The organism is Polymorphospora rubra (assembly GCF_018324255.1).
Taxonomy (GTDB): domain Bacteria; phylum Actinomycetota; class Actinomycetes; order Mycobacteriales; family Micromonosporaceae; genus Polymorphospora; species Polymorphospora rubra.
Genome location: NZ_AP023359.1, coordinates 1,986,950 through 2,010,398 on the forward strand (window position 1 = coordinate 1,986,950; position 23,449 = coordinate 2,010,398).

Genomic DNA, 23,449 nt, shown 5'->3' on the forward strand with positions numbered 1-23,449 from the left:
AGTAGACCCAAGGGGAGGCGGGGAAGTCGTGGCATTATCAAACCGGGACCGAGTCAGCCGAGGATTTGAGATCCTCGCCGAGGGTCTCGGGCCGATCGTTGACCGGTTGATGAGCCAAGCCGCGCCGGCAGGCAAAGACTGGCTAGAGCTTGTCGCCGCGCGGGAGTCGGCTAAGCACGGCGGAAGCCAGAAGTTTTCGAAGACCGACCCTGCACTGCAACTAAAGGTGATCACCGATCATCGCAACGTCTTCATGGACCTGCTGTCCCACAGCGGCCTGCGCTTCGCAAGCGAGCTGCGCGAGACACGTAACGCGTGGGCGCACAACGAGAAGTTCAGCGCGGACGACACCTATCGGGCGCTGGACACCATAGAACGGTTGTTGACCGCAGCGGGAGCAGTGTCAGCCTCCGAGCAGATTCACAGCTTTAGGGAGGACCATCAGCGTGCCTCCTACGAGAGCCAGGCCCGCGAGAAGACCAGGAAGGCCACCCCGGCGGCTCTGGCGGTCGACGGGCAAGGATTGAAGTCTTGGCGTGAGGTGATGACACCGCACCCTGACGTGCGGACCGGAAACTTCGCCTCGGCCGAGTTCGCGGCCGACCTGCACCAGGTGGCGACGGGCACGAGTAAGAGCGAGGAGTACTCCGAGCCCATCCAGTTCTTCCGCCGTACCTACCTCACGGAGGGTCTGAGGGAGCTGCTGACTAACGCCGCCCGGCGCGTGGCCGGGAACTTAAACGCGGAACCGGTGTTCAACCTGCAGACCAACTTCGGTGGCGGCAAGACGCACTCGATGCTGGCGGTCTGGCACCTCTATGCCCCCGACCGGGCGCTCGGCGACTATCCGCAGCCGGTGCAGGACATGCTCGGCGAGATTCCACTCCGGTCTGGCGTGCGCCGGGTGGCCCTGGTCGGCAACCGGATCGACACGGGCGAGCCGTCCAGCCGGGACGGGCGACCGAGTATCAACACCCTGTGGGGTGAACTGGCCTGGCAGCTCGGCGGTCAGGAGGCGTACGACATCGTCGTCTCGGCGGACCAGACGCGAACGCCCCCGGCTGAGTCGCTGCAGCGGCTGCTACAGGCGTATGCCCCGTGCGTCATCTTGATCGATGAATGGGTCGCCTACGCCCGGCTGCTCTACGGTCGCGACGATCTTCCTGCTGGCACCTTCGAGGCACAGTTCTCGTTCGCGCAGACCCTCACCGAGGTGGCCAAGGGGACTCCTGGCGTGATGCTGGTCGTGTCCATCCCGGCTTCCCATGATCGCGTCAACGATGGCGGGAGCCGCGCCGACGACCTTGAGGTTGGCGGGGTTCGCGGACATGAGGCACTGGAGCGACTGCAGCAGGTGATCGGCCGGGTGGCGCGGCACTGGCGGCCTGCCTCCTCGGATGAGTCGTTCGAGATCGTGCGCCGGCGTCTGTTTGAGGAGCCGACGGCACAGGGCCAGCGGGATCGGGATGTTATCGCCAAGACGTTGGTCAAGTTCTACCGGGAGCACGCCAGCGAGTTCCCGCGGGAGATCATCGAGCCCAAGTACGAGGATGAGATCAAGGCGGCGTACCCGATTCATCCGGAGCTGTTCAAGCGACTATACGAGGACTGGTCGACGCTGGAGCGGTTCCAGCGGACCCGAGGCGTCCTACGGCTAATGAGCGCGGTCATCTATCGGCTATGGGAAGCCGAGGACCCGGCGCCGCTCATCATGCCGGGTTCGCTGCCGTTGAGCGACAAGTGGGTCCTGGGTGAGGTCACCCACCATCTGTCGGACGCCTGGAAGGCCATCATCGACGCCGATGTCGATGGGCCAAGCTCGACACCGGAGCAAATCGACAAGAGTCGGGAGGTCTTCCACCGTCGCCACCTGACTCGTAGGCTCGCCCGGGCCGCCTTCCTTGGGTCAGCCGCCCTGTCCGGCAGTGCGCGCCGAGGCATCGAACGCAAGCGGATCTGGCTCGGCACTGCCTTGCCCGGTGACGTGGTCGGCAACTTTGGCTCAGCCATCCACCTGCTCAGTGAGCAGGCCATGTACTTCTACGCCGAAGGCACAACGTACTGGTACGACACGCAAGCCTCGGTCAACCGGATGGCCCGCGACCGCGCGGAGGAGTACCGCAGTCACCCCGAGGATGTGTACGCGGACATCGTGCGGCGCCTCAAGGAGCGTCACGTCAAGGCTAAGGGCGACTTCGGCGGCGTGTACCCGGGGCCTACGAAGAGCGATGAAATCCCGGACCTGCCTGAAGTCAGGCTCGTAGTCGTCCACCCTCGTCACCATTACTCTGCCCAGAATTCGCAGAGTCCGGCGCACGGCTTTGTCGCACAGGCGCTGGAAAGCCGTGGGAACTCACCGCGGGTCAATCAAAACATGTTGGTATTCGCGGTAGCCGAACGCGAACTGCTCGGCTACTTGATGGACGTGGTGCGCGAGTACCTGGCGTGGAAGTCTATCGTCGATCAGAAGGACCTTCCGCTTCTCCCTGACCAGATCGCGATGGCGACCAGGCGGTACAAGAGCGCCGACGAGACCGCCGCGCTGCGCGTGGTCCAGGCTTACAACGCGTTGTTGTACCCGATCTGGGACGATGAAACCGGACGGATCGGGCTGCAGGCGGCGACGATCGACGAGGATGGCGATCACATCGCCGAACGCGCCAGCACTAAGCTGCGCAATCTCGACAAGCTGCGCGTCGTGATGGGTGCCCGCCTCATCCGACATGACCTCGAAAAGAGACTTCCGACGGTATGGCAGCAGGGTCACATCTCTGTCGGTGACCTTTGGCAGTACTACCGCCGGTTCCCCTACCTGAGCAGACTGCGCAACCGGCAGGTTCTGGAGGACGGAATCCTCGGCGTCTTTGACGAGCTCACTGGCTACGTCGAAGGCTTCGCCCTGGCCCATTCCTACGACGACGAGACCAAGCGCTTCGTGGAACTCGTCCTGCCGGGTACCGGCGAGCGGATTAGCGCGATCACGGACGGTACCTTGCTCGTCGAACTCACGACTGCAAAGGCGCAACGCGCGGAGGAAGAACGCGCACGGCGGGCTCAGCGGCAAGAGGAAGGTGACCAGGGTCATGGCCCTGCAGCCCCGACGAAACAGCCCGACGGCAGTGGCACGACCCCGACGGCCACGTCCACGACCGCAGCGACGACGGTCGTGAAGAACACGCGGTTCTGGGGCTCGCATTCCGTTGATCCTGAACGCTTTTCTCGTGACCTCAACAGACTAAGCCAAGACCTCCTAGCGCTGCTGACCGCACCAGACGGCGTGGACCTGGAGGTACGCGTCGAAATCAGCGCTCGCCGAGCGGAGGGCTTCCCGGACGACACGGTAATGAAGGTGCTGGAGAACCTCGGCCCACTGAAGGTGGACGGCAAGTTCGAGGACCGATGAATCGCTGCCGGCGACAACACTGCCCAGGACCATCGACCGGACGGTGCACGCGACCCGAGCAAGGCTCGACCCTCACATCGATCAAGTCGGCCAGTCCCACAAGCATCCAGGAGTGCGCTGGCGGGTAGTAGGCGATCCCAGGTCCGCGGCAGCGGCTCGGTCATGGTACGAATGGCCGGCAGGGCGGTCCGGCCGCAAGCAGTGGTCTGCGGCCGGACCACTGCGGGTGTATGCTGCCGCATGCAAGGTGGTCGTGATCGCAAACCGTGGCCCGTCAAGCCAGGCATGCGGCGTCATAGGCAGCCGACGCGCAGTGTCATCGCGGAATCCCAGATTCGAGCGTGTCTACGGACCCTCCAGTTGCAGTAATCCGATAGGCGCATACGCGGGTTTCCTCCGCGTCGACCGAGACGGTGCCAGGCAGAGTACGCAACACGTCCGCGATGGCGTCGCGGTCGTGATGCGCGGCCAGGTACACGTCGGTGCGGATCGTGCCGTAGAGCCGCCCGCCCTTAGCAACGGTTCGCGACGTGACGCGACGCACGTCGGCGAGGCCGACAGCGCCGAGTGCGGCGCGGGCGGCGCGGGTGGCCTGCGCCGGCGAGGTGATGCGCTGGTGGTCGGGCATGGAGTTGTCCTTTCTGGGTACTGGCGGGGTCGTTGAGAGCACGCTGGGTCAATGGCGAATCACGTGGTCGGGTCCTCCTGGTCGAATCCGCGACATGAAGATCTCGGGCCGGACGGCTCCCTGCGGGCCACACGGAGGTGGCCGGCCGGAGATCACGCCAGTCGGACGGGGATTTAGTAGTCACTTCATGCATCAATTTGCACTTCGCCGCATTTATGGCTTTGGAGTGTCGGCACCCACGGAGTTCCCCGCCTGTACCGGTACTCACGTAATTCCTCACCCGGTCGCTCACGGAGTACCCGCTAGAAGGCTGTCGCCGTGGTTGTCGGGCTGCTGCACGCCGAGACGTCGAGGGCGAGCCGCCACAGGAACAGGTCGCACTTCATCGGGCATCACGGCGAGCTGACTGAGGCACTCACGAGGCATGGCAGGAGCCCTTTCGTCGACGGACCATGTCGTCTGCCGCAGCAGGGCGGAGGGACAACAGACACGATCGACGCTCACCTTTGGCCGAAGGTCAAGTCGTCTGCCTGGGCAGTGCTCTCGCCCGCAAAGCAGGGTTTCGAACGAAGCCCTGTCCAGCCATTCCTCGCCGAGGTAAAGCGCGCCGCACGCACCGCCTCACCGGTGCCGGCGACGCCCGTCAGGCGCACGAGGCCGCCCTCCGTGACGAGGTCCCTATCCAACTCGACGACGCCGAACGGCGGATCGTCGACCTCCTGTGCGCGCCGCCGCCGGAGGAGGCGAGGACTCAGGCGCTGCATGGCCGGCGGCCACATGGTTCATCGGCGCGGCGTTCTGCGCACGGGACCCACAATGCTGTAGCTAATCGAGCGGCGGTGAACGCGGTCATCCATTTTCTAGGTCGGCCATCACCACCCAGCACGCGCAGCCGAAGCTCGCCACGCTCCTGACCCAAGCTCTCGCGGCACCGTAGACTGACGCGGCGCGGCAGCTTCGCCGGACCTCCGCAAGGACATGCCGGCCCGACTAAAGCATGTCCTGAGCAGGACTTACGTCTGTTCCGCTGATCTTCGGCAAGCGAGCACAGCAACGCGCGTGTGCGTCCCACTAACGTGAAAATAAAATAGAAACCCGCAGGTAATGAGCCTCTAGGTACAGATAGAGCGTCGCCTTAGGAATTCTCGACCATGCTGGTTCGGCGGCTCGACCATCTGGCAGCGCCGCTGGTCAACAGCGTGATCGCCCGGCTTTCGTTGATCGTCAGTGCCCCCTGATGCCCGCCCCATCGGGCACGCAACGGGACGCGGAGGAGCTCTCCTGACCCCACCGTAGCTACCGATTCAACATCGACCGGACTAGCCGTAGGCTCAGCTGGTCCCAATCTGTGCCCGATGATCTTTGTGGGCATGTGGTCGCAGTAGCGGCGCCCCAACGACATCTTTACCCTGAGGTTCCTCGGAACTGAGGCGGTGGGGATGGCTCGGCGTAGCGTCTGGGTTGCAGTCTTAAACATCAGCTGGCGCACCGCCGAAAAAATTTCACACCGACATCAACTGACAGCGGACGAGGTTCGCGATGCAGTGGTATGCGTCGCTGGACTGACCTACGCCTGGGACGTAGATGTAGAGCGTGGCGAGCGAGCGATCGTCCAGGTTCACCTACGAGGTCGCCCGGCACTGGTAGTCCTGTACCCGACAGATGACCCGATAGGGGACATTTGGAACCTAGGTAGCGCCTACTTCACAGACACCTAGCGCGCGGGGCAACCAGAAGGGATGATGGGCTCATGGCCACCACTGATGAGTTCTTCGAGCCCGACGAGCCAGTTGACAAGATCACAAAGGCCTTTGAGCGTGGAGAGAAGGGCCTCACCGGTCGTACCACCTGGTCCGCTACTTCGTACCTGAAACTCCCCGCATCTGTGGGCCTCGTTCTTGAGAACCTGTCCAACAAGACAACGCGAGAACTGCCCGCCCACTGACATGGCGTCCCCCGTTGAGGCGCAGCTCATCCTTTGCGACGCTGCGCAGGCCGTGTCTGGCAAAATCCACATGTTGGGCGCCGGCTGGTCAATGACTTCGTCCCCGACCGCACCTCATGCGGTAGCTGTACTCATCAAGGTTCCATGGGACCGGGCGAATCAGCAGCTACCACTAAAGTTGCAGCTACTCGAAGCCGACGGAAATCCGGTCAAGGTCACAGCAAGTGACGGCGAGGTCCCAATCGGCGCAGACGCCAACATTGAGGTTGGTCGGCCGCCCGGTCTCGCGCCTGGAACGATGCTCGACGCCTCGTTCGCACTGAACATCCCTTCCCTCCCGCTTCCCCCAGGGCGCTACGAATGGCGCATGAGCTTCGCGGGACAGGAGTTCGTCCAGTCGTTCACGGTTCGCAAGTAGTCGACGACGCATCGCCAAAAACGCGCCTGAACCACCCCGGATCTTGTAGAGGCTTTGATGTTCCCCGGGTTCGGTGGAGTCGGGTTGGTTGACTCGTCAGGCCTCTCACTCGTTGAGGAGACACTCCCCGAGTTTCGTCGTAAGGTCCTCGATCTGCTCAAGGCCCGGCCGGTCGGTCGCGGAGCTGGTCCGGGACCTGGAGATCAGTGATCAGACGATCTACAACTGGCGCCGCCAGGAGCTGATCGACACCGGCCAGGTGTCCGGCGTCACCTCCGCCGATCAGGCGGAGCTGGTTGCCGCCCGGCGGCGTATCGCCGAGCTGGAGACCGAGCTGGCCGTGCACCGACGCGCCGCTGAACTACTCAAGGAGGTGGTGCCCCCAAAAGACCGGTACGCGGTCATCAAGCGGATGGCCGCTGAAGGGCTGCCCGTCGAGGTCTGTGGCGGGTGCTGCAGGTATCCGCCTCCGGGTACTACGCCTGGCGTGACCGGCCACCGTTGCCACGGGCGCTGCGTCACGTCTGGCTGACCGATCAGATCCGCGCGGTGCACCTCGCGTCCCGGGGCACGTACGGTTCCCGCCGGGTGCACGCCGAACTGCGGCTGGGCCGCGGCCTGGTCGTCGGCTACCACGCGGTGGAGATGCTGATGCGCCGCGCCGGCATCCGAGGACTGCCCGGTAGCCGACACCCCAGACCGAAGCACCAGACACCGACCGCGAGCGACCGGGTCAACCACTTCACCCGCTCCGCACCCAACCGGTTGTGGGTCACCGACATCACCGAGCACCCGACCCGGGAGGGCAAGGTGTACTGCGCAGACGTGCTCGACACCAGTGATCTGTTTGTATCCGCACCTTCGGCCAGGCCACAGAATATCTCTTCACGATCAGCCAGTGTCAACATCGCACACACGACGGAACCCCTGTCGCACCAAACCACCAAGATCAAATGTAACGACTGACTGAACCACCTTGCCTTGGACTGCTTTGTACGGTGAGATCAGCGCGTGGACGCTCAAATCTCGTACCCCGCGCTAGTCGCTACACTCAACGGCGGCAGCCTCCAAGGCAATCCACAGGGCAGCTTCCGCGTCCATGATGACGAGAAGTTCTTCATAAATCCAGAACTGTTGGTACGGGAGGACTTCGACGATCTGACGTCCTCGATCATCCTGATCTCTGCTCGAGGAGCCGCGGGTAAGAGCCGCTCCGCAGAAGAGCTCTCGCGTCAGCTTGGTGCCCCACTTTGGAAACTGGAAAAAGACAAAGCAGTTGGCGCAACTTCGCTACTCTTTGTTCTTGGGCGCTACCTGAACGTCACCGACGTAATGGCTGCTCTCGCCTCTGAGGAGTCACCTACGGTTTTGATCGACTCGCTCGACGAGGCACGGGCTCGAGTTTCTGGAACATCATGGGCAGAGTTCCTTGAGTCGCTAGCTGACGCTTCACGCCACGGATGCCGCTTCGTCCTTTTCGGACGGGAACGGACGTTGGAAGAGGTCTGGGTCAGCCTGGCCGATGCCGGCACATCCCTTGCCTGGATCGAGATTTCGCATTTTGGACCCGAAGAGCGCCTCCAATATGTCGACGGCGTGGTGACACACCGGAGCAGGAACAGCCTAGTTCTCAGCGGCAAATACTATCAAGCCGCACGCGACGCCGTACTCAAATCGGTAGTTAGCTCCGTCCCCAGCCAGGCCGCCGAGACATTCGCCGGATACGCGCCCGTACTCGACGCCGTCGCTGCGGTACTGTTACGCGAGGAAAACCACTTCGCCGTCTCAAATGCATTCGGCACGTCGAGCGGGGGGACGCGGCACCTCCAGGAACTTAAGCACATCCTTGATGATCTTCTAATTCGCGACCAGGGGAAAATGAAGCCTGTTGCCACTCAACTGGGCCTCGATCCATCGTCGACCTACGGACCAGAAGAGCAAATCGATTGGCTGTGTCATGACCTCGAAGGGGTCCGGAGCCAGACCTCCCACACATCAGTGATCCCAAAACTCGAAATGATTACATCGAAAACGTGCGACCATTCCTCAATGATCACCCTTTTCGAAATGACACCAAGTGGGCAAGCACTGTATTTACAGCATATGTCGCCTCTAGGCGCTTTGAGACAATCGACGGCCAGCGATTGATCGAAGTAGGCAATGACTCGAGCCTCCTATTTGACTTAGTCGCGCTCGAGTTTGATGAACCATTCATTGACGAGTGGCAGTTCGCGGCTCTTCATGCCTCTATCGCCGCGGGCGAGTTCAGCGGAGCGCTCGCCTCAGTTACCGCATCTGAAGTTCAAGGGGGCGAATATGAAGCGGCGATTAGCCTCCTCCGAGCTGGCGTCCCCTCCCAAACTCAACTTACACTTATCCCTGATTCATCACAAACACTGCGACTTTACGGCCCTCTTGAGGGCCTAACCCTCTCGACTTCCGGAGAGGTGAGGATACCGCGCCGAGACACTCCGACCGTCCTAGGGCCGGACCTATTCCTGCACTGCAAGACGTTGGTCATTGAAGGGCCAGCTATCGAGTTCGCACATCGTGCCGCCCTTAGATCGGATTTGGACGCGTCCAACAATGCGGTAATCATCGAAGTCGAGAACAACGTTCAGCTTCCGAACGTAATTGCACGTGAACCATCGCCTGGAGATTTCGAGTTGCGGGTCTCGGGAACTTCCACACTTCGATACCCTTGGGTCAACTACCGACAGACGCTGGAACTCACCGATAAGGTCGACCCAAACGATCGCGCGGTACGCTTTCTCAAAATGCTTATGAACTTGACCCGGACACACGGACATGCTGGGGAAAGGGGTGCATTCATGATGAAGTTGCAGGGCTGCCAGTCTCTCAAGGGGGCAGATTTCAAGGCCGCGGTCGATGTACTCAACGGTCGAGGTATCACCCGAGTGGAGGGAGCTATGATCTATGTTCGCGACGCTTACGAGCCCTATCGCTTCAGCGGCAAAACAATTCCTGGACAGAGACTGATCGACGACGTCTGGGATGTATGGGGACCAGTGGCCCGGGAAATCGCCCAGCACCTTAGGTGATTTTGGCGAATCCAGTCACACTCATCTCGGACAACCGGACGTTGGCTGCCCTACCTATGCCATCACGATGCGTAGCGCGCCGCGAGTCTGCGCCAACTTCTGGCAACCGGTGGGCACATCCCGATCCAGTCTAGGCCCGCCGGAACCCCTGACTGACCCGAAAGCCCAACGGTGGGTGGGCAGGCGGCAGCGACTCGGCGCAGCGGAGCCGGGTTCGTGGTGGTGTGGGTCAGGCTGCCGCACGGGCTCATTGAGATGCTTCTATAGAGGTCAAAGGCGTAGGCTCGGCCATCGCCGACACCCTCGGCCTGGACCGCAAGACCGTACGCCGCTACGCCCACGCCGCCACCGCCGAGGGACTGCTCACCCAGCCGACCCACCGAGGCGGCAAGACCCTGCAGCCGTACCTCGCACACCTGCACCGACGGTGGAACGAGGGCTGCACCGACACAGCCGTGCTGCACGCCGAAATCCGCGAACAGGGCTACCGCGGCAGCCAACGCACCGTACGCCGACATCTGCAACCCATCCGGCACAGCGGTCTACCCGCCCCCACCACACCGGCAACGCCAACCATCCGGCAGGTCACCGCCTGGATCGTCCGCAAGCCGGAATCACTGGCCGCCGAAGACCAGAACCACCTCACCCAGCTCCTGACCCGCTGCCCCGAACTGAACGCCGTCGCAACCTGCGTGACCGGCTTCGCCGCCATCATGGACGAACATCGAGGCCACGACCTGCCCGAATGGCTAACCCAGGCCGACGCCGCCGAACTCGCCCCACTACGCAGCTTCACCCGCAGCCTGCGTCACGACCTCGCCGCCGTGACCGCCGGCCTCACCCTGCCCTGGAACTCCGGCCCCGTCGAAGGCGACGTCAACCGCATCAAAATGCTCAAACGCCAAATGTACGGCCGCGCAAGCATCGATCTCCTACGGCACCGCATCCTCCACGCCTAACCACCAAACCACCTCACCGTCCGTCACCACTCCACAAGAAGTGGTGTCAACGACGGTCGAAAAGTGACCCCCTAGCGACGCGGGGGTTCTAGGGCGGATTCCATCGATCGTCGCAACGTTGCTGGTCACGATGATCGCACTGCTTCGTCGAAGATCTCGGTCGGGGTTCGCCATCCGAGCGTCTTGCGGGGTCTGTTGTTGAGGCGGTCCTGCACCCGGCGTAGTTCCTCCGGGCCATGCATGGACAGATCGGTGCCCTTCGGGAAGTACTGACGTACCAGCCCGTTGGTGTTCTCGTTGGTACCGCGCTGCCACGGGCTTGCCGGGTACGCGAAGAACACGCCCTGCGCCAGGTGCTTGGCGATGTGATCGTGGTGGGCCAACTCGCTGCCCTGGTCCCAGGTCAGCGTGTGTCGGGCACTCGCCGGTAGGTGCGCGAGTGTGGCGGTGAGGGCGTCGCGTACCGCGGTGGCGTCGTGGCCTGCGGGCAGGTTCACCAGCAGCAGGTAGCGGCTGCGTCGGTCGACCAGGGTGGCGATCGCGGACCGGTTGCCGCGCCCGATGATCAGGTCGCCTTCCCAGTCGCCGACGCGTTCGCGGCGCGTGACGCTGTCGGGGCGTTGGTCGATGAGCCGGCCGGGTGTCGAGAACCTGGTCCGTCGCTCGGTGGTGCGGCGGCGTCGCTTGCGCAGCGGCCGGCCGGTACGCAGCCGGCGGGTGAGCTGGCGGCGCAGCCCGCCCCGGCCGCCGAGGTAGAGGGCCTGGTAGATGGTTTCGTGGCAGACATGCCAGTCGGGCCGGTCGGGGAACGTGACGCGCAGCCAGGCAGCGATCTGCTCGGGACTCCACTCCAGCTCGAGTTTCGCCTCGACGTGGGCACGCAGCTCCTGATCGACCAGCAGGCGGCCAGGGCGGCGTCGGCGGGCCCGTTCACGGGCTCGTGCGTGGGCCAGGTCGCCGTCGTAGCCGTGGTCGTGGGCGGCGGTGTTGCGGCGCAGCTCGCGGCTGATCGTCGACGGTGACCTGTTCAGCTGTTCGGCGATCTGCCGTACGCCCATGCCGTCGCGGCGCAGCGTCGCGATCCGGTGACGCTCCAACAGGGACAGGTAGCGCTGGGACCGGCCGCTTTCGCTCAGCACGGCCGGCGGTAGGCCGCCGTTCTCTGCCCGCCAGCGGTAACCGGTCTTGCGGCCTATGCCCAGCCGCCTACACGCCTCCACCGTGCCCACGCCGGAGGCCAGCAGCAGCCAGTACTCCGACTCGATATCCAACCTGCGCTTGCGTCCGCGTCTGCCCATCAACACCCCAAAATGATCAAGGAGTGTTGCGACAAGCTCTAGAACCCCCGCGCCGCCAGGGGGTCAGTTTTCACGCGTCGACGACAAGTGGATCAGAACCGAACTGATTGGCCGTTGACACTCGATGACCTCGATGGCGCGGCCGCATTACAACGGAGCAGGCAAGGAGCGTACTGGTTCAGGAATACCCGGCATCCGCGGCCGATGTGCGGCTTGTTAGGCTGCCGAAATGTCGAATATCGGCATTAGGAAACCGTTGCTCTATCCCCTGAGCTACGGGGGCGCGATGATCCAGACTAGCTAGCAGCGGCTGTCAGCGTACCGCAGGGAGCCCCAGGCGCGATCGACGCCGGCACCGCCACCAGCGGATCGCACAACGACCACACGTACCCGGCCCGGACGGGCGACCTTCAGCGACGGGCACGCTCGGTCAGCGTCGGCCACGGCTGGTCACCGTTGCCGGAGCACACATCGGGCACACACACGAACGCCATCGATGCCCGTTCACACCGGTCGGTCTCGACGAGATGGAGCCCTCGGATGCGGGGTTGCCCGAGCCAGCATCCGGCCACCCGCCGACCGGCTCCTCAGCGAGCCACGGGTGGCGTGGGGTTGGATCGACCCACGGTGGGCACGCAGTGGCACTCCGGGCCGGGTGCGATATCGGCGGCATCCGGACACGCCCTCGTTCGACCCATCCCGACGAACGGGTACACCGGCTCGTCGTGGCCATGACCATCCTGCCGCCTACGGCAGCCGTGCCGCCGACCAGGCCGCACGGTCAGTTACGACTTCGGCATCCGCTTCGCAAGCCGGTACGCGCTCTTCTGGCTCCCCTCTGTGTCAAGACGCCGGCGGGAGTGGGGTTCTATGCTGGGTTGCGGCGGGTCCGGGAAGTGACTTGTCCGAAGAGCCGGCGTGGGGATGTGAGCCGGTCGCGCTGGAGTCGGTAGCCGTTTCCCGTTGTCCTCCCGGGCCCGTCGTCGTGGCGGCTGCGGTGTCGTTGATCATGCGCCGGTAGACGATGTCGGACAGGCGTCGCTTGAGCGCACGCATCGCTTCCATCGATGTCTTGCCGGCGGCTTTCTTCCGGTCGAAGTAGGTGCGGCCTTCGGTGGGGTTACGCAGCTGGACGGTGGCCATGATGTGCAGCACCCGGTTGATCTGCCGGTTCCCGGCACGGGAGAGCCGGTGTCGTACCTGTTCGCCGGAGGATGCGTCGATGGGGGCGGTGCCGTTCCAGGAGGCGAAGTGGGCACGGTTGGGGAACCGGCTGATGTCGCCGACCTCGACCAGCAGCCGGGCGGCGCCGGAGGGTCCGATGCCGTGCAGGTCCATCAGCGTGGTGCCGGTGGCGGCGACCAGGTCCTTCAGTTCCTTGTCGGCCTCCTTGGAGCGTCGGTAGACCCGTTCGAGGTCGCTGATCAGTTCCGCGGCGACCCGGCGTCGGGTCTTGCCGACCACGTCACGGGGGCGGACCGTGGCCAGCATTGCTTTGGCCTGGGCGGCGGACAGGCTCTTCTTCGCCCCACCCGGGATCAGTTCCAGCAGTAGTTGGTGCAGCTGGGACACCATTCGGGTGTGGTCCTCGCCGAGGGATCGGCGCCGGTCGACCAGGATCCGCAGCAGGGCGAGCTGTTCGTCGTTGACCAGCGGACGCAGTCCTGCCATCCGGGTGCCGACCAGCGCGACGGAGTGGGCGTCGGTGGCGTCGGTCTTGCGGCCCTGCCCGGTGGCGAACACCCGCGCCCGGGCGGACAGCTTCGGCGGCACATCCACGATCTGCTCGCCATCGGCCAGCAGCCGGTTGGCGATGTGCCGGCCGATTCCCTGGCAGCCCTCGATCGCCCAGACCCGGATCGGCCACCGTTTGGCGTACGTCTTCATCGCGGTGTAGCCGTCGCGGTCGGTGTCGAACCGGCCGCCGCCGACAACGGTCTCGTCGCCGGCCATGACCTCGATCGTGGCAGAGCGTTTGTGCGGGTCCATCCCGATGACCACACGGTCCGATGTGACAGTCACAGCGTCCTCCGATGCTCGATCCACCTGGTTGTCGAGCCGGGAGGGCAACGCTACTTCGAGCCGAGCAAACCCCTCTTGAGCCTCTCCCCGCCCTGGGGCGACGCCCGGAGCCGCGCAGGCCAGAAGAGAGCCACACGACCAGCGTGGGCAGCCGATGTGAGAGCGACAGCCCGGGCGCCTCGACCGAAGCCTGGCCGGGCAACGGTCGCAGGTCAATGAAACAAGTAGCCGAGATGAGGGCACTCGATCTTGCCAGTCGTGTGGGCACAAGCGGTGCCGAATACGAAATCCCCCAGTTTGATTGAGCGGTTGCAGCAGTCAAGGAAACATCAGGTTGCCATGGCAGCATTACTCCGGTAGCCCGAGCGCGTGGACAGGCGAGGACTCGCCCTTGCTTGACTGAGGCACTTCCCAGCGCGGCCAGTACCGGTTGTTGGCGCGCAGTGACCGCAGCGAATGGAGTGCGCGGTCCTCAGCTGAGCGGGTTGGGAAGTGCATCCCGCCGTTGTGGATCTCGCGGATCGTGACCTCACCGACACCCTTCATTAGTACACTCCGCTCGTCCAAGAGCTCGAATGGTTGCCAATCGAACTCTTTTGTGCCGTCGCTCTGCTCGAACCACCGCGGCGGCAGCACGTCATTGAGGTCACGCTCACTCCAGTCGGAGGCTGGCATGACGATTGTCGACGACATGATCTTTTCCGGGTCGGACGGTTTCACCGCCGCACAGCGAGCCGCGAGCGCGACCGGAGCCCCAAACACCGATACGTTATAGCGCAGCGCGGTGCCGGCGTACCCCACGATGACGCGGCCCGAAGCGATGCCGATATGTGGACGGTAAGCATGTACATCATGCCTGCTCATCGCCGCTGCTGCCCGTACAGCGTCGGTGAGTGGGTCCTCAGAGCCGAACTCCTGCGAGAAGATGACCATGACCTCATCGCCGATGTACTTGTCGACGATGCCTGGCCGGCCGTGGAGAGCTTCGGCTGTGATCCATGCGAAGAAGTTCTGAACATACACCAACGTGGCCGCTGGGCTCATGGCAAGGGTGCGAGTCGAAAAACTAGTGATATCAGCGAATAGCACTGTCGCCTCGATCTCGCGTCCCTTGACCGGGAACTTGAAGCCCCAGCCGTCGTCAAGGACGCCGTCGACATGACTCATTGTTGAGGCGAGGAAGTCCTCAAGCGAGTGGAAGCGCTGTTCGATCGGCATGTCAAAAGCGTAAGCAGTCGATAGCCTCTGCGGTCGATCCGCAGCGCGTTACCTCCGCCACACCTCGCCATGCATTGCTATCTCCGCCGCGAGGTGCGGCCACCTGTCGCTTTTCATCGGTAATGGTGGCTGGTCGGTCGCCGCCGCCAGTGATGGTAGCGGGCAGCCGGTCATCCGTCATACACATCTGCTTGATTCGCGCTGTCACCTTGTGGCGGATCGCGTCAGGCTCACGACGACACGGCGACCGGCGGCCCGGCCGTCTCGATCCGCCGTAGAGGTGATCATGCGTCTGCAATCAAGGGGCTGACCCGCCAGCATCAGGAGGCCATCTGGGCGCTCGGCCAGACCGTCAGCGGTCAGAACCCACCCACCCCGCTACGAAATCCGGCGTCAGGCCCTGGGGCGACCAGCTTGGGCTCTTGCGGTTCGGGCGATCAGCCTTCGGTGGTCGGCCTGGAGCAGGTGCCGGACCTCGTCGTGCTCGGGGCTGTCGTTCAGGGAGCTGGCCAGCGCATATCTGACGGCTGGCTCTGGGTCCTTCGCCAGTTTGACGCCTAGGTCGGGCCACTGGCTGGGTGCGCGCACCCACACGCGCGCGGCGAAGGCTCGGGGCGCCTTATTGGGATGCGCGGCGAAAACCGGGAGGTCGATCTGGAGGGCCTCCACTGGGAGAGCGATCAGTGCGTGCGCGATGTGCAGCCAGTCGGTGTCCCGTGCCCCATACATCAGGGAGATCGCCAGCTCCTGCACCTGCGTAAACTGCTCCTGGGTGGTCGCGAGGGCGGCCGCGACGCGCAAGGCGAGAGCCGCCAGCGGCGGCGTGCCACCGGTGACCTTGAAGCGGGCGAACGGGCCGTTGTCGATCCCGAACGCGACCAAGCTCTCCGTCGGCTCCCGGACGAAGTTCATCAGCGCGTCGAACGTCGCGGACCGCGTCGCCGCCGGCAACGTGGGAGCGAGGTACAGAATCGCTCTGAGGGCATCGGAACGATTTTCGGCGGCATCGCGCACCTCGGCCACCCTGTCCAGCATTGCATCGGTGAAGGTAGTCCGGTCCGTGTCGTCAAGAGTCCGTACCAGCAGGGCGGTTTCCTTCAGTGCCGTGCCGAAGGTGGTAACGCTAGGGTTGAACACGAAGGGCTGCGAGTCGCGCTCGAAGCTAGAGCGAGCAACCGCCAATACCGGCTCGACGTCGCTACCGGCGAGCACGAGCGTGAGAGCGGCATACCGATTCCCCTCTGAGGCCGCTGACGCCAGGCGCTCCGAAACGCGTGGTGGGTTCGAACGGAAGAGAAGCTCTCCTTTGTCGGACGCGTAGTCGGCAATATGATTGTTTAGCAGCACGGCATCGCACAGAGCGTCAATCACCCGGGCGCTCAGCAAAGGGTGACTTTCGGCAATGTCAACCGCTGCCGTGATGTATTCCTCATAGAACGCGAAGACCGAGTCGGGCGTCGATTCGGATAGGTGGTCCTGCGCCAGGTTAAGGAATCCTTCTGCCTCTTCCAGCGATGCGGCGCCGCAGGTTCCGGCGAACGCTCCAAAGGCGGGCCCCCACGTGTTGTTGGGTGAGCGCGAGAACTCCTTCGTGGTGAGCTCGCGATACGACGCGCTTGCCCACTCCCGGGCCGCCTCCTCCGGAATGAGCCCGGCGGCCACCGATGCAAAGCGGAAGGACGCCGCGCGTTCCCAGGTCGGCTGATCGTCCGACGGTGGATGGAAGTCGAGCGGCTCGTCGGGCAACCGGCCGACCAGGGCCTTCAACTTCTGCCAGTAGCTGCCGTAAATGTAGTGCCTGATCGCCTCGGTCCATTGTCCGGTTTCGGTGTACAGGTCCCCGAACCGCTGGTGTGCCAGGAACTCTTCCTGCCAGTCGGCGCCCAGTACCGCATAGGAGAGGTGCTGGTGCAGGTTGTGCCGAGCGTCGGGCCACCGCTTGTCGAGGATGTTGGACGTCGCCCGTGAGGCGTACGGCTGCGGCTCTGGCAGCACCGAGCCGCTGCCGCCGACCTTGAGCGCCTGTGCGACCAGATGAGTGTCCGCCGCCTTCAGTTGCGGGCCGAAGTTCTGCCTCGCGACCCCGACCGTGGCGTAGAGCCAGGACGCGGCGGAGTCGTTGAGTCCGACCTGGACCGCCACGTCGATGGCGTCCTGCCATCGCCGGAGCGCTTCGTCCGTCCGCCCCTTGATCGCCAGATGCCGCGCATGACGAGTGGCGATCCATGCGACGGCGTTCGGTGGATAGTGCCCTCTAGCGCCGTCAAGCTGACTCCAGTCGTCGGCCGCTTCGGCGAGGCACATCAGAATGCGCGCGCGGATCGTCAGGTGGTGATCGTCGAGAGGAGTCGTCAGAGCAGCATCACGCAGGCGGTCCGTCCGCGTGGTCAAGAGATCGGCGCGGCGCCACACGATGCATTGTTCCGCGAGCATCAATGCACATTCGAGATATTTCATGTCAGTACTCTGGAGCGCATCAAAAGCAGAAGCGACGTGATCGATATCCACGGAATGCTCGTAACCGAATGCAGCGACGTAGGAAAGCGCGCTGATTGACCGGAGGATCGACTCGGAAAGGTGTTGGTGATTGCTGTCCAGTTTGCGTATGTGCTCGGCCACGGCGAACGAGTTTCCGTAGGTGTGGAGAACCCATCCCAGGTTGAGGCGCAGGGCGGCAGCAGATTCGAAGTCGCCGCCGGATTCGAGCGCCTCGCACTGGCGAGTCCGGAGCAGGATCGCATGCCGGGCGAACGGCGAGGCCTCGAGTTTCGACGCCACCTCGGCGAACAGCGAAGCCGCCTCCAAAGGAGACTCGGCCACTCGCTCTTCTGCCTGCTGAAGCCGCTCCGCCTCACCCAGATGGGCGATCGGACCGCGAAGCACCGCGTCCGACGTGACTGGCGGAACCCCGTTAATGCGCCGCGCGATCGCTGCGAGGTCCGCGTCGCGCACAAAGCGGTCACCCTGGCGTTTCTGCTGCTCTTTCCACTCCAGCAGTTCCTCGATCGTGTAGGCCGATTCGTGCTGGTCAACCGGAGGGTGATGCACGCCGCAGAGGAGAAGCAAATTCTCGAAGCCATTGATGTCGCCCGTATATGCCGGGTCGTGGCGCGGCCCTTCGGGCGACTCGGACCGGATGTGCGCGATTTGCGCCGTCGGGGTCAGCAGACCTCGGTCCTCGAAGATGATCGGGCTCGCGCACCCGGGGTACGCGCAGTGAGCCGCCGTGCCAAAGAGGAGCTTCAGCGTTCGATCGGTGTAGCTGCGTGGCACTGGATGATCTTAGCGTGTACCCGCAACCAATCACGTAGGTGGAGCGGAGCGCCCCTCGGCGGAGGCTGCGGTCCGTACTCCGGCGGGGGTGCGACATGACCATGCTTTTGGTTGAGCTGAGCGCGGCTGTTAATGGGCTAGCACTGCAACGGCACTCGGCCGACGCCGTTCGCTGATCGGCCGTACCAGAGATTGCCCTGGTAACCGGCTTCACGGACGGGTGTTGGATGTGTTGGCGTCCCGGAGAAGAATCCTTCGGAGACGTTGTCTGACGTCCTCACATGCCGCGGACGGCGAGTTCGCGATGGTTGTGCTCAGTGCTATCGCCGCTGTCGGCGGCCCTGGGTGTTGGCGTTCTGGGTGAGGTCGGCGCGTAGCTGGGTGCGGGTGCGTATCAAGATCCGTCCGAGCATGTTCTTGCCGGTGCCACTCCGGCCGCGTCCCCAGTGGTGGTCAGTGCTGGTGTCCTCGACGATCTCCTCGTCGCCGGTGTCCAACAGGATGGCGCGGATGTCGGCGTGGGCGGTGAACTTGGCCGTCAGGGCCCGGCGCATCATGTCGTCTTTGACCCGTTCCCAGTCGCGGCGCAGCGGCCGGGACCGGTCGCGGCCCAGCTCGGCGGCCCGCAACGGGGTCGCCGTCCGCCGGATGAGTTCGGCGTGGCGGGTGCCGGGGAACTTCTGGGCCTGGAAATAGTGCTCGGAGGTCGTCCACCAGTGGCCGTCGAGGTCGAAGCCGTGGCCGGAGAAGTTGGAGAGGCAACCGTACGGAACCTCGTCGGCACCGTAGAAGTGGATCGTCATCTGGGCCTAGGAGCGGGGGTCGGGGATCTGCACCGTGTCACAGGCATCGACAGAGCGGCAACCGAGTTCGCTGGCCACCATCCGGATCTGCCGCAAAGCGCTCGTCACCGACGGTGACATCAGCGCCGATCGCTGGTGTCCGAACGTGTTGATGACCGGACTCCTGGCCGCTACACGAACCTGGGTGCATGGAACCTTGCCCGGACTACCCTCATTGGCGTGCCTGTTGATGATCTCCCGTTGCCTCCCGCGTTCGAAGCGGTCACGGCCTGGGCTGGTGCTGGCCGGGTGGTGCGTGCCACCGAACTGGACGTGGCGACGTGGCGGCTTCCCGAGCCGCAAAGGGCAGCGCTGGTCTCCTGTGGCGCACCGCTGATCGATGACCTTGTAAGCGCGGTGTCATTCCATGCACTGCCGACGATGTACCGGTTGGCGAACTCCGACGACCCGGACTGGGTGTACGGTGCCGCACCGGGGACAGGCGAGGTGCGGGCATGGTCGTCGGACGGCAGCACTCAGTTCATCAACTCAACGATCACCCACTGGCTGTGTTCGCTGCACATGGTTGGTAACTGGCTGAACAGCTCGCCCGTCATCGACCGCTGGGACGAAGACGGCCAGGCCGACCAGGAGGCACTCGCGGAGATCGCCGACCTGCTGGACCGGACCAGAGCTCTTGACCCGCCCGCGATCGCGGACGGCGACCACGCAACCCACTTCTGGCCCGCAGTGCTCGACCGGTGGCTCTACTGATCGATGCAGACGTCCTCTTTTGCTGCCGACCGAGCAACGCTGCGCGCCGAGGTCCTCACTGTTCTTCGAAGTTGAACGCGAAGTCGCCGGTCTCGATGCGATCGATGAGTTGACCGACGTCGTTGGCCTGCCTGATCCCGCTGCCCCACCCATTGCTGGTGATGTTGACTAGTGCTCTGACCGCATACGTTCGCCGGGTTGGTCAGGCCGCCGCGGTGAGTGGGCGTCCGCCCCAGCGGATGCCCTTCTCGCTGCGGATGCGGGCTCGTTCGCGACGTTGGGCGGCCAAAACGTCGGGGTGGCGGGCGTTGGTGTTGCGCCAGCGCAGGTAGGCGTGCAGGGCCTGGGTCTGGACGGTGTGGTTGCGGTGGTTGGAATTGGCAATGGTGAACTGCCGCAGGGGTCCGAAGTGGGCCTCGATCGGGTTGGCCCAGGAGGCGTAGGTGGGCGTGAAACACAGCTCGACCCGGTGTTTCTTGGCCCAGTAGCGGATTTTCTGACCTTTGTGGGCGGACAGGTTATCCAAGATCACGTAGATGGGGGCGCCGTCGGGTCGGGCGGCTCGGATGGACTTCAGTGCGGCCAGGGTGTTCGCGGCCCCTTCCTTGCGGCGGTTGACGCCCCACAGGGTGTCGTCGCCGACCGAGTAGCAGCCGTGAAAGTACCGGACACCGTGGGTGCGGTGACAAGTCGCCGGGTGTCGCTCGGGGTGGCTGGCGGCAGCCCAACCCGAGCCGGCGGTGGGACGGATGCCGAGCGGGCCGAACTCGTCGAAGGCGAAGACCCGGGCGGGGAAGCGGTCCAGGACCTCCTCGATGCGGTCGAGCTTGGCATCGCGGTCGGGGTCGGGTGATTCCTTCCAGGTCTTGGTGCGCTGGAAGGTGATGCCACGGCGAGCGAGGAGGCGGCGTAATGCCTCGCGGCCGATGCGGATCACGCGGCCGTGAACTTTCCGCAGGCAGGCGGCGAGTTTGCGGGTGGACCAGCGAGTGAAGGGCTGGCCAAGCTTCATCGGGCGGGTAGTGGCCGTCTGGATGACGAAATCCTCGTCGTCAGGGCTGAGCAGGCGGGGACGGCCTCCCGCCCACTGAGGGTCCAGGCAGGCCAGACCGATCTCGTTGAACCGGTGGACCACGTCACGGACGGTGTCCTCGTCGGCCTGCACCAGTTGGGCGATCACCGGGACCCGGTTCCCGCCCGCCGAGGCCAGCAGCATCATCGCGCGCCGGTAGCGCACCGAACTGGTGCTGCCCCGGCGCACGATCTGCTGCAGTTTCTGCCCTTCCTGGTCGGTCAGGCTGCGTACACGAACAGGCTCGGCCACCGCACCTCCAGCCGTCGGAACGGACGTCATCGCACATCCAACAGCCCCGACCGCCACCCCGGCGAGCCTTCCCGGTCAAAGGCCTACTTGCCGCGCAGGGTCTCGACTTCGGCGGCCAGCACGACCATGTCGCGCACGCGCGTGTAGTACTTGGTCGCGTACTCGTCGTCGATCGCCGGGAGAACGGTCTCGAACACCGCTGTGAGCCTCAGAAAGCCCGCACGACGCTGCTCATCGAGCGGGTCCTTGAGGGCGCTGGAAGCGTAGCCGTAGGCGTCCGCATCGAGCAGCACCATGTCCTGGCCCTCGATGTCCAGGCCGCGGAAGCTCGGCGGGAACGGCATGGCCATGTGCTCGGCCACCATCTGCGACAGTGCGTCGAGCTTCTCCTCGAACATGCGGCAGATCCTGCCAGGGCACGCAGGCGACGCGGTGCAGTGCGACCTCAACCCGGTCAACCTTTCCGGTCGCAGCACTAGTGTCCTGCGCCAGAAATTCGCCTTATAAGTGGGTGTAAGCTGCGGGGATGCCGAGAACCGGGCGGCCGACCCCGCCGTTGACGCTGACGGACGAAGAGCGCGCGACGTTGACGCGTTGGTCACGGCGGGCGAAGTCGTCGCAGGTGTTGGCGATGCGTTCACGGATCATCCTGGCGTGTGCCGAGGGCGCCTCGAACGTCGACGTCGCAACGGAGTTGGGCGTCCATCTGTCCACTGTGGGTAAGTGGCGGCGGCGGTTCCTGAAGCTGCGGCTGGACGGCCTGATCGACGAGCAGCGGCCGGGCCGCCCGCCCTCGATCGCTCTGGACCGGGTCGAGGACGTCGTGGTGACGACCCTGGAACAGACCCCCCGCAACGCCACACACTGGTCCCGCAAATCGATGGCAGAGCGGTCCGGGCTGTCGAAGTCGACGATCGGGCGGATCTGGCGGGACTTCGGCCTCAAACCCCACCGGGCCGACACGTTCAAGCTGTCCACCGACCCGCAGTTCATCGAGAAGGTCGTCGACGTCGTCGGCCTGTACCACAACCCGCCCGAACGGGCCGTGGTCCTCTGCGTGGACGAGAAATCCCAGATCCAGGCACTGGACCGCTCGCAACCGGTCCTGCCGATGATGCCCGGCATGCCCGAACGCCGCACCCACGACTACCACCGCAACGGCATCACCAGCCTGTTCGCCGCGTTCAACATCGCCGACGGCACCGTGATCGGCCAACTCCACCGCCAGCACCGCGCCACCGAGTTCCGCAAGTTCCTGACCACGATCGACAAGACCGTGCCCACCGACCTCGACATCCACCTGATCTGCGACAACTACGGCACCCACAAGACCCCGGCCATCCGGGCCTGGCTCGCCCGGCACCCCCGCTTCCACATGCACTTCACCCCGACCGGCTCGTCCTGGATCAACCAGGTCGAACGCTGGTTCGGCTACCTCACCGAACAGAAGATCCGCCGCGGCGCCCACAAAAGCGTCCGGTCCCTCGAAGCCGACATCCGAGCGTGGATCACCGACTGGAACAACAACCCACGCCCATTCATCTGGACCAAGACCGCCGAAGAGATCCTCGAATCACTCGCCCGATTTTGTAGGCGAATTTCTGGCGCAGGACACTAGCAGTACCGGCGCGGGGTCGCCGCGTAGGTCGAGCACGAGTTGTTCGCGGGAGCCGTCACCGCCGATGATCGCGATGGCAGGATGTGCGTCGGTGCTCTCGTCCCACACCTGATGCAGCTCGAGCATCTCGCGTGGCGTGTTGAGCCACACGTATGCCCCGGTGGTCATCCACCCTCGCCTAAACCACGACTGGCCCTGAAGGTAGCTGCGCCATGCCCCAGGCAGAGGCCGGCCCAGGGCCGCTTCGGCCTCGGTGAACTCCGAGTCGCTCACCGGCCCACGGTAGTCGGCTTCTTCGGTGATCGCGCCAATGATGTGGGCATTGAGATCGGCGACCTCCGCGGCCGGGATCAGGTACTCCCGTTCGTCGCAGCGGTTGGCGTGGCGGATCTCGTAATGCTCCAGGAACGACCGCTCGACGGCGAACTGGGCCACGTAGCCGACACCTTCCGCTGGCACCTTCCGCTCCCGGCTGATCTTCGAGGCGTACTGACGGTTGAGTACGGCGGAGAAGGCCGGCTGCTCCGGTGCATGCGGCCACGCCCGCCACCCCGACGCCGCGACAAGATCCAGTTCAGCCTGCCCGACGGGCCGCCACAGAGTGACGGCGTCAGGGCTGCCGATATCAGGCTGCGGAGCCTCAATCGCGATCGTTTTGTGATCATGGTCGGCCACGGCGACTATTCTGGCGGTATCTGTCCGAGCGTTGCCACAGCTCGACGAGT

Annotated in this window: 20 protein-coding genes; 10 read left to right on the forward strand and 10 right to left on the reverse strand. The window is 64.4% G+C overall.

Annotated features, from left to right (window positions below; genetic code table 11):
* The first annotated feature begins 28 nt into the window (after positions 1-28).
* Positions 29-3,403, forward strand: coding sequence for a Swt1 family HEPN domain-containing protein (locus Prubr_RS09020; protein ID WP_212823736.1), 3,375 nt, complete (start codon positions 29-31; stop codon positions 3,401-3,403).
* Positions 3,404-3,719: 316 nt separating this feature from the next.
* Here Prubr_RS09020 and Prubr_RS09025 read toward each other — a convergent pair whose 3' ends face one another.
* A complete protein-coding gene (locus Prubr_RS09025) occupies positions 3,720-4,031 on the reverse strand; it encodes a hypothetical protein (RefSeq protein WP_212823738.1) in 312 nt (103 codons plus the stop codon).
* A gap of 500 nt (positions 4,032-4,531) precedes the next feature.
* On the reverse strand, positions 4,532-4,795 hold the full coding sequence (locus tag Prubr_RS09030) for a hypothetical protein (protein ID WP_212823740.1): 264 nt from the start codon (positions 4,793-4,795) through the stop codon (positions 4,532-4,534).
* Positions 4,796-5,781: 986 nt separating this feature from the next.
* On the opposite strand from Prubr_RS09030, the gene Prubr_RS09035 reads away from it, so the two are divergent.
* The 7 genes from Prubr_RS09035 (at position 5,782) to Prubr_RS09060 (ending at position 10,415) form a co-directional block, all read left to right on the forward strand.
* Positions 5,782-5,976: a hypothetical protein gene (locus tag Prubr_RS09035; protein ID WP_212823742.1), complete on the forward strand. Its 195-nt coding sequence runs from the start codon at positions 5,782-5,784 to the stop codon at positions 5,974-5,976.
* Between the two features lies 1 nt (position 5,977).
* The gene (locus Prubr_RS38145) at positions 5,978-6,394 is read left to right on the forward strand and encodes a DUF6941 family protein (protein ID WP_425517995.1); all 417 of its coding nucleotides are present in this window, start codon (positions 5,978-5,980) and stop codon (positions 6,392-6,394) included.
* Positions 6,395-6,506: 112 nt separating this feature from the next.
* The gene (locus tag Prubr_RS09040; protein WP_246568471.1) at positions 6,507-6,926 is read left to right on the forward strand and encodes a transposase; all 420 of its coding nucleotides are present in this window, start codon (positions 6,507-6,509) and stop codon (positions 6,924-6,926) included.
* A 56-nt stretch (positions 6,927-6,982) separates the two neighbouring features.
* Positions 6,983-7,360, forward strand: a complete 378-nt coding sequence (locus Prubr_RS09045; RefSeq protein ID WP_246568473.1) for a hypothetical protein — start codon at positions 6,983-6,985, stop codon at positions 7,358-7,360.
* Between the two features lie 45 nt (positions 7,361-7,405).
* A complete protein-coding gene (locus Prubr_RS09050; RefSeq protein WP_212823746.1) occupies positions 7,406-8,542 on the forward strand; it encodes a hypothetical protein in 1,137 nt (378 codons plus the stop codon).
* The gene (locus tag Prubr_RS09055; protein ID WP_212823748.1) at positions 8,539-9,456 is read left to right on the forward strand and encodes a hypothetical protein; all 918 of its coding nucleotides are present in this window, start codon (positions 8,539-8,541) and stop codon (positions 9,454-9,456) included. Before Prubr_RS09050 ends, Prubr_RS09055 begins: the two co-directional genes overlap by 4 nt.
* Before the next feature lie 455 nt (positions 9,457-9,911).
* Positions 9,912-10,415 (forward strand): transposase, encoded by a 504-nt coding sequence (locus Prubr_RS09060; RefSeq protein WP_212823749.1) that lies wholly within the window; start codon positions 9,912-9,914, stop codon positions 10,413-10,415.
* Positions 10,416-10,540: 125 nt separating this feature from the next.
* Here Prubr_RS09060 and Prubr_RS09065 read toward each other — a convergent pair whose 3' ends face one another.
* The 5 genes from Prubr_RS09065 to ybiA form a co-directional block, all read right to left on the reverse strand.
* Positions 10,541-11,713, reverse strand: coding sequence for an IS30 family transposase (locus Prubr_RS09065; RefSeq protein WP_246568475.1), 1,173 nt, complete (start codon positions 11,711-11,713; stop codon positions 10,541-10,543).
* Positions 11,714-12,556: 843 nt separating this feature from the next.
* Positions 12,557-13,702: an IS110 family RNA-guided transposase gene (locus Prubr_RS09070; protein WP_212827763.1), complete on the reverse strand. Its 1,146-nt coding sequence runs from the start codon at positions 13,700-13,702 to the stop codon at positions 12,557-12,559.
* Between the two features lie 381 nt (positions 13,703-14,083).
* Positions 14,084-14,953: an adenylate/guanylate cyclase domain-containing protein gene (locus tag Prubr_RS09075; RefSeq protein WP_212823751.1), complete on the reverse strand. Its 870-nt coding sequence runs from the start codon at positions 14,951-14,953 to the stop codon at positions 14,084-14,086.
* 393 nt (positions 14,954-15,346) lie between these two features.
* Positions 15,347-18,226 carry a hypothetical protein gene (locus tag Prubr_RS09080; protein WP_212823766.1) on the reverse strand — a complete coding sequence of 960 codons (2,880 nt, stop codon included), beginning with the start codon at positions 18,224-18,226 and terminating at the stop codon, positions 15,347-15,349.
* A gap of 320 nt (positions 18,227-18,546) precedes the next feature.
* Positions 18,547-19,029 (reverse strand): riboflavin biosynthesis intermediates N-glycosidase, encoded by a 483-nt coding sequence (gene ybiA / locus Prubr_RS09085; RefSeq protein WP_212823768.1) that lies wholly within the window; start codon positions 19,027-19,029, stop codon positions 18,547-18,549.
* A 219-nt stretch (positions 19,030-19,248) separates the two neighbouring features.
* Between ybiA and Prubr_RS09090 the strand changes: the two genes are divergently transcribed.
* Positions 19,249-19,782 (forward strand): SUKH-4 family immunity protein, encoded by a 534-nt coding sequence (locus tag Prubr_RS09090; protein ID WP_212823770.1) that lies wholly within the window; start codon positions 19,249-19,251, stop codon positions 19,780-19,782.
* A gap of 202 nt (positions 19,783-19,984) precedes the next feature.
* Here the strand turns inward: Prubr_RS09090 and Prubr_RS09095 are convergent, their stop codons facing one another.
* Together Prubr_RS09095 and Prubr_RS09100 are read right to left on the reverse strand one after the other, a co-directional pair.
* Positions 19,985-21,106 carry an IS630 family transposase gene (locus Prubr_RS09095; RefSeq protein ID WP_246568479.1) on the reverse strand — a complete coding sequence of 374 codons (1,122 nt, stop codon included), beginning with the start codon at positions 21,104-21,106 and terminating at the stop codon, positions 19,985-19,987.
* Between the two features lie 83 nt (positions 21,107-21,189).
* Positions 21,190-21,504, reverse strand: a complete 315-nt coding sequence (locus tag Prubr_RS09100) for a hypothetical protein (RefSeq protein WP_212823779.1) — start codon at positions 21,502-21,504, stop codon at positions 21,190-21,192.
* Positions 21,505-21,632: 128 nt separating this feature from the next.
* Here Prubr_RS09100 and Prubr_RS09105 point away from each other — a divergent pair, with 128 nt between their 5' ends.
* Positions 21,633-22,724 (forward strand): IS630 family transposase, encoded by a 1,092-nt coding sequence (locus tag Prubr_RS09105; protein ID WP_212823794.1) that lies wholly within the window; start codon positions 21,633-21,635, stop codon positions 22,722-22,724.
* Here Prubr_RS09105 and Prubr_RS36760 read toward each other — a convergent pair.
* Positions 22,680-23,399 (reverse strand): SMI1/KNR4 family protein, encoded by a 720-nt coding sequence (locus tag Prubr_RS36760; RefSeq protein WP_246568481.1) that lies wholly within the window; start codon positions 23,397-23,399, stop codon positions 22,680-22,682. The genes Prubr_RS09105 and Prubr_RS36760 overlap by 45 nt on opposite strands.
* Positions 23,400-23,449 lie beyond the last annotated feature (50 nt).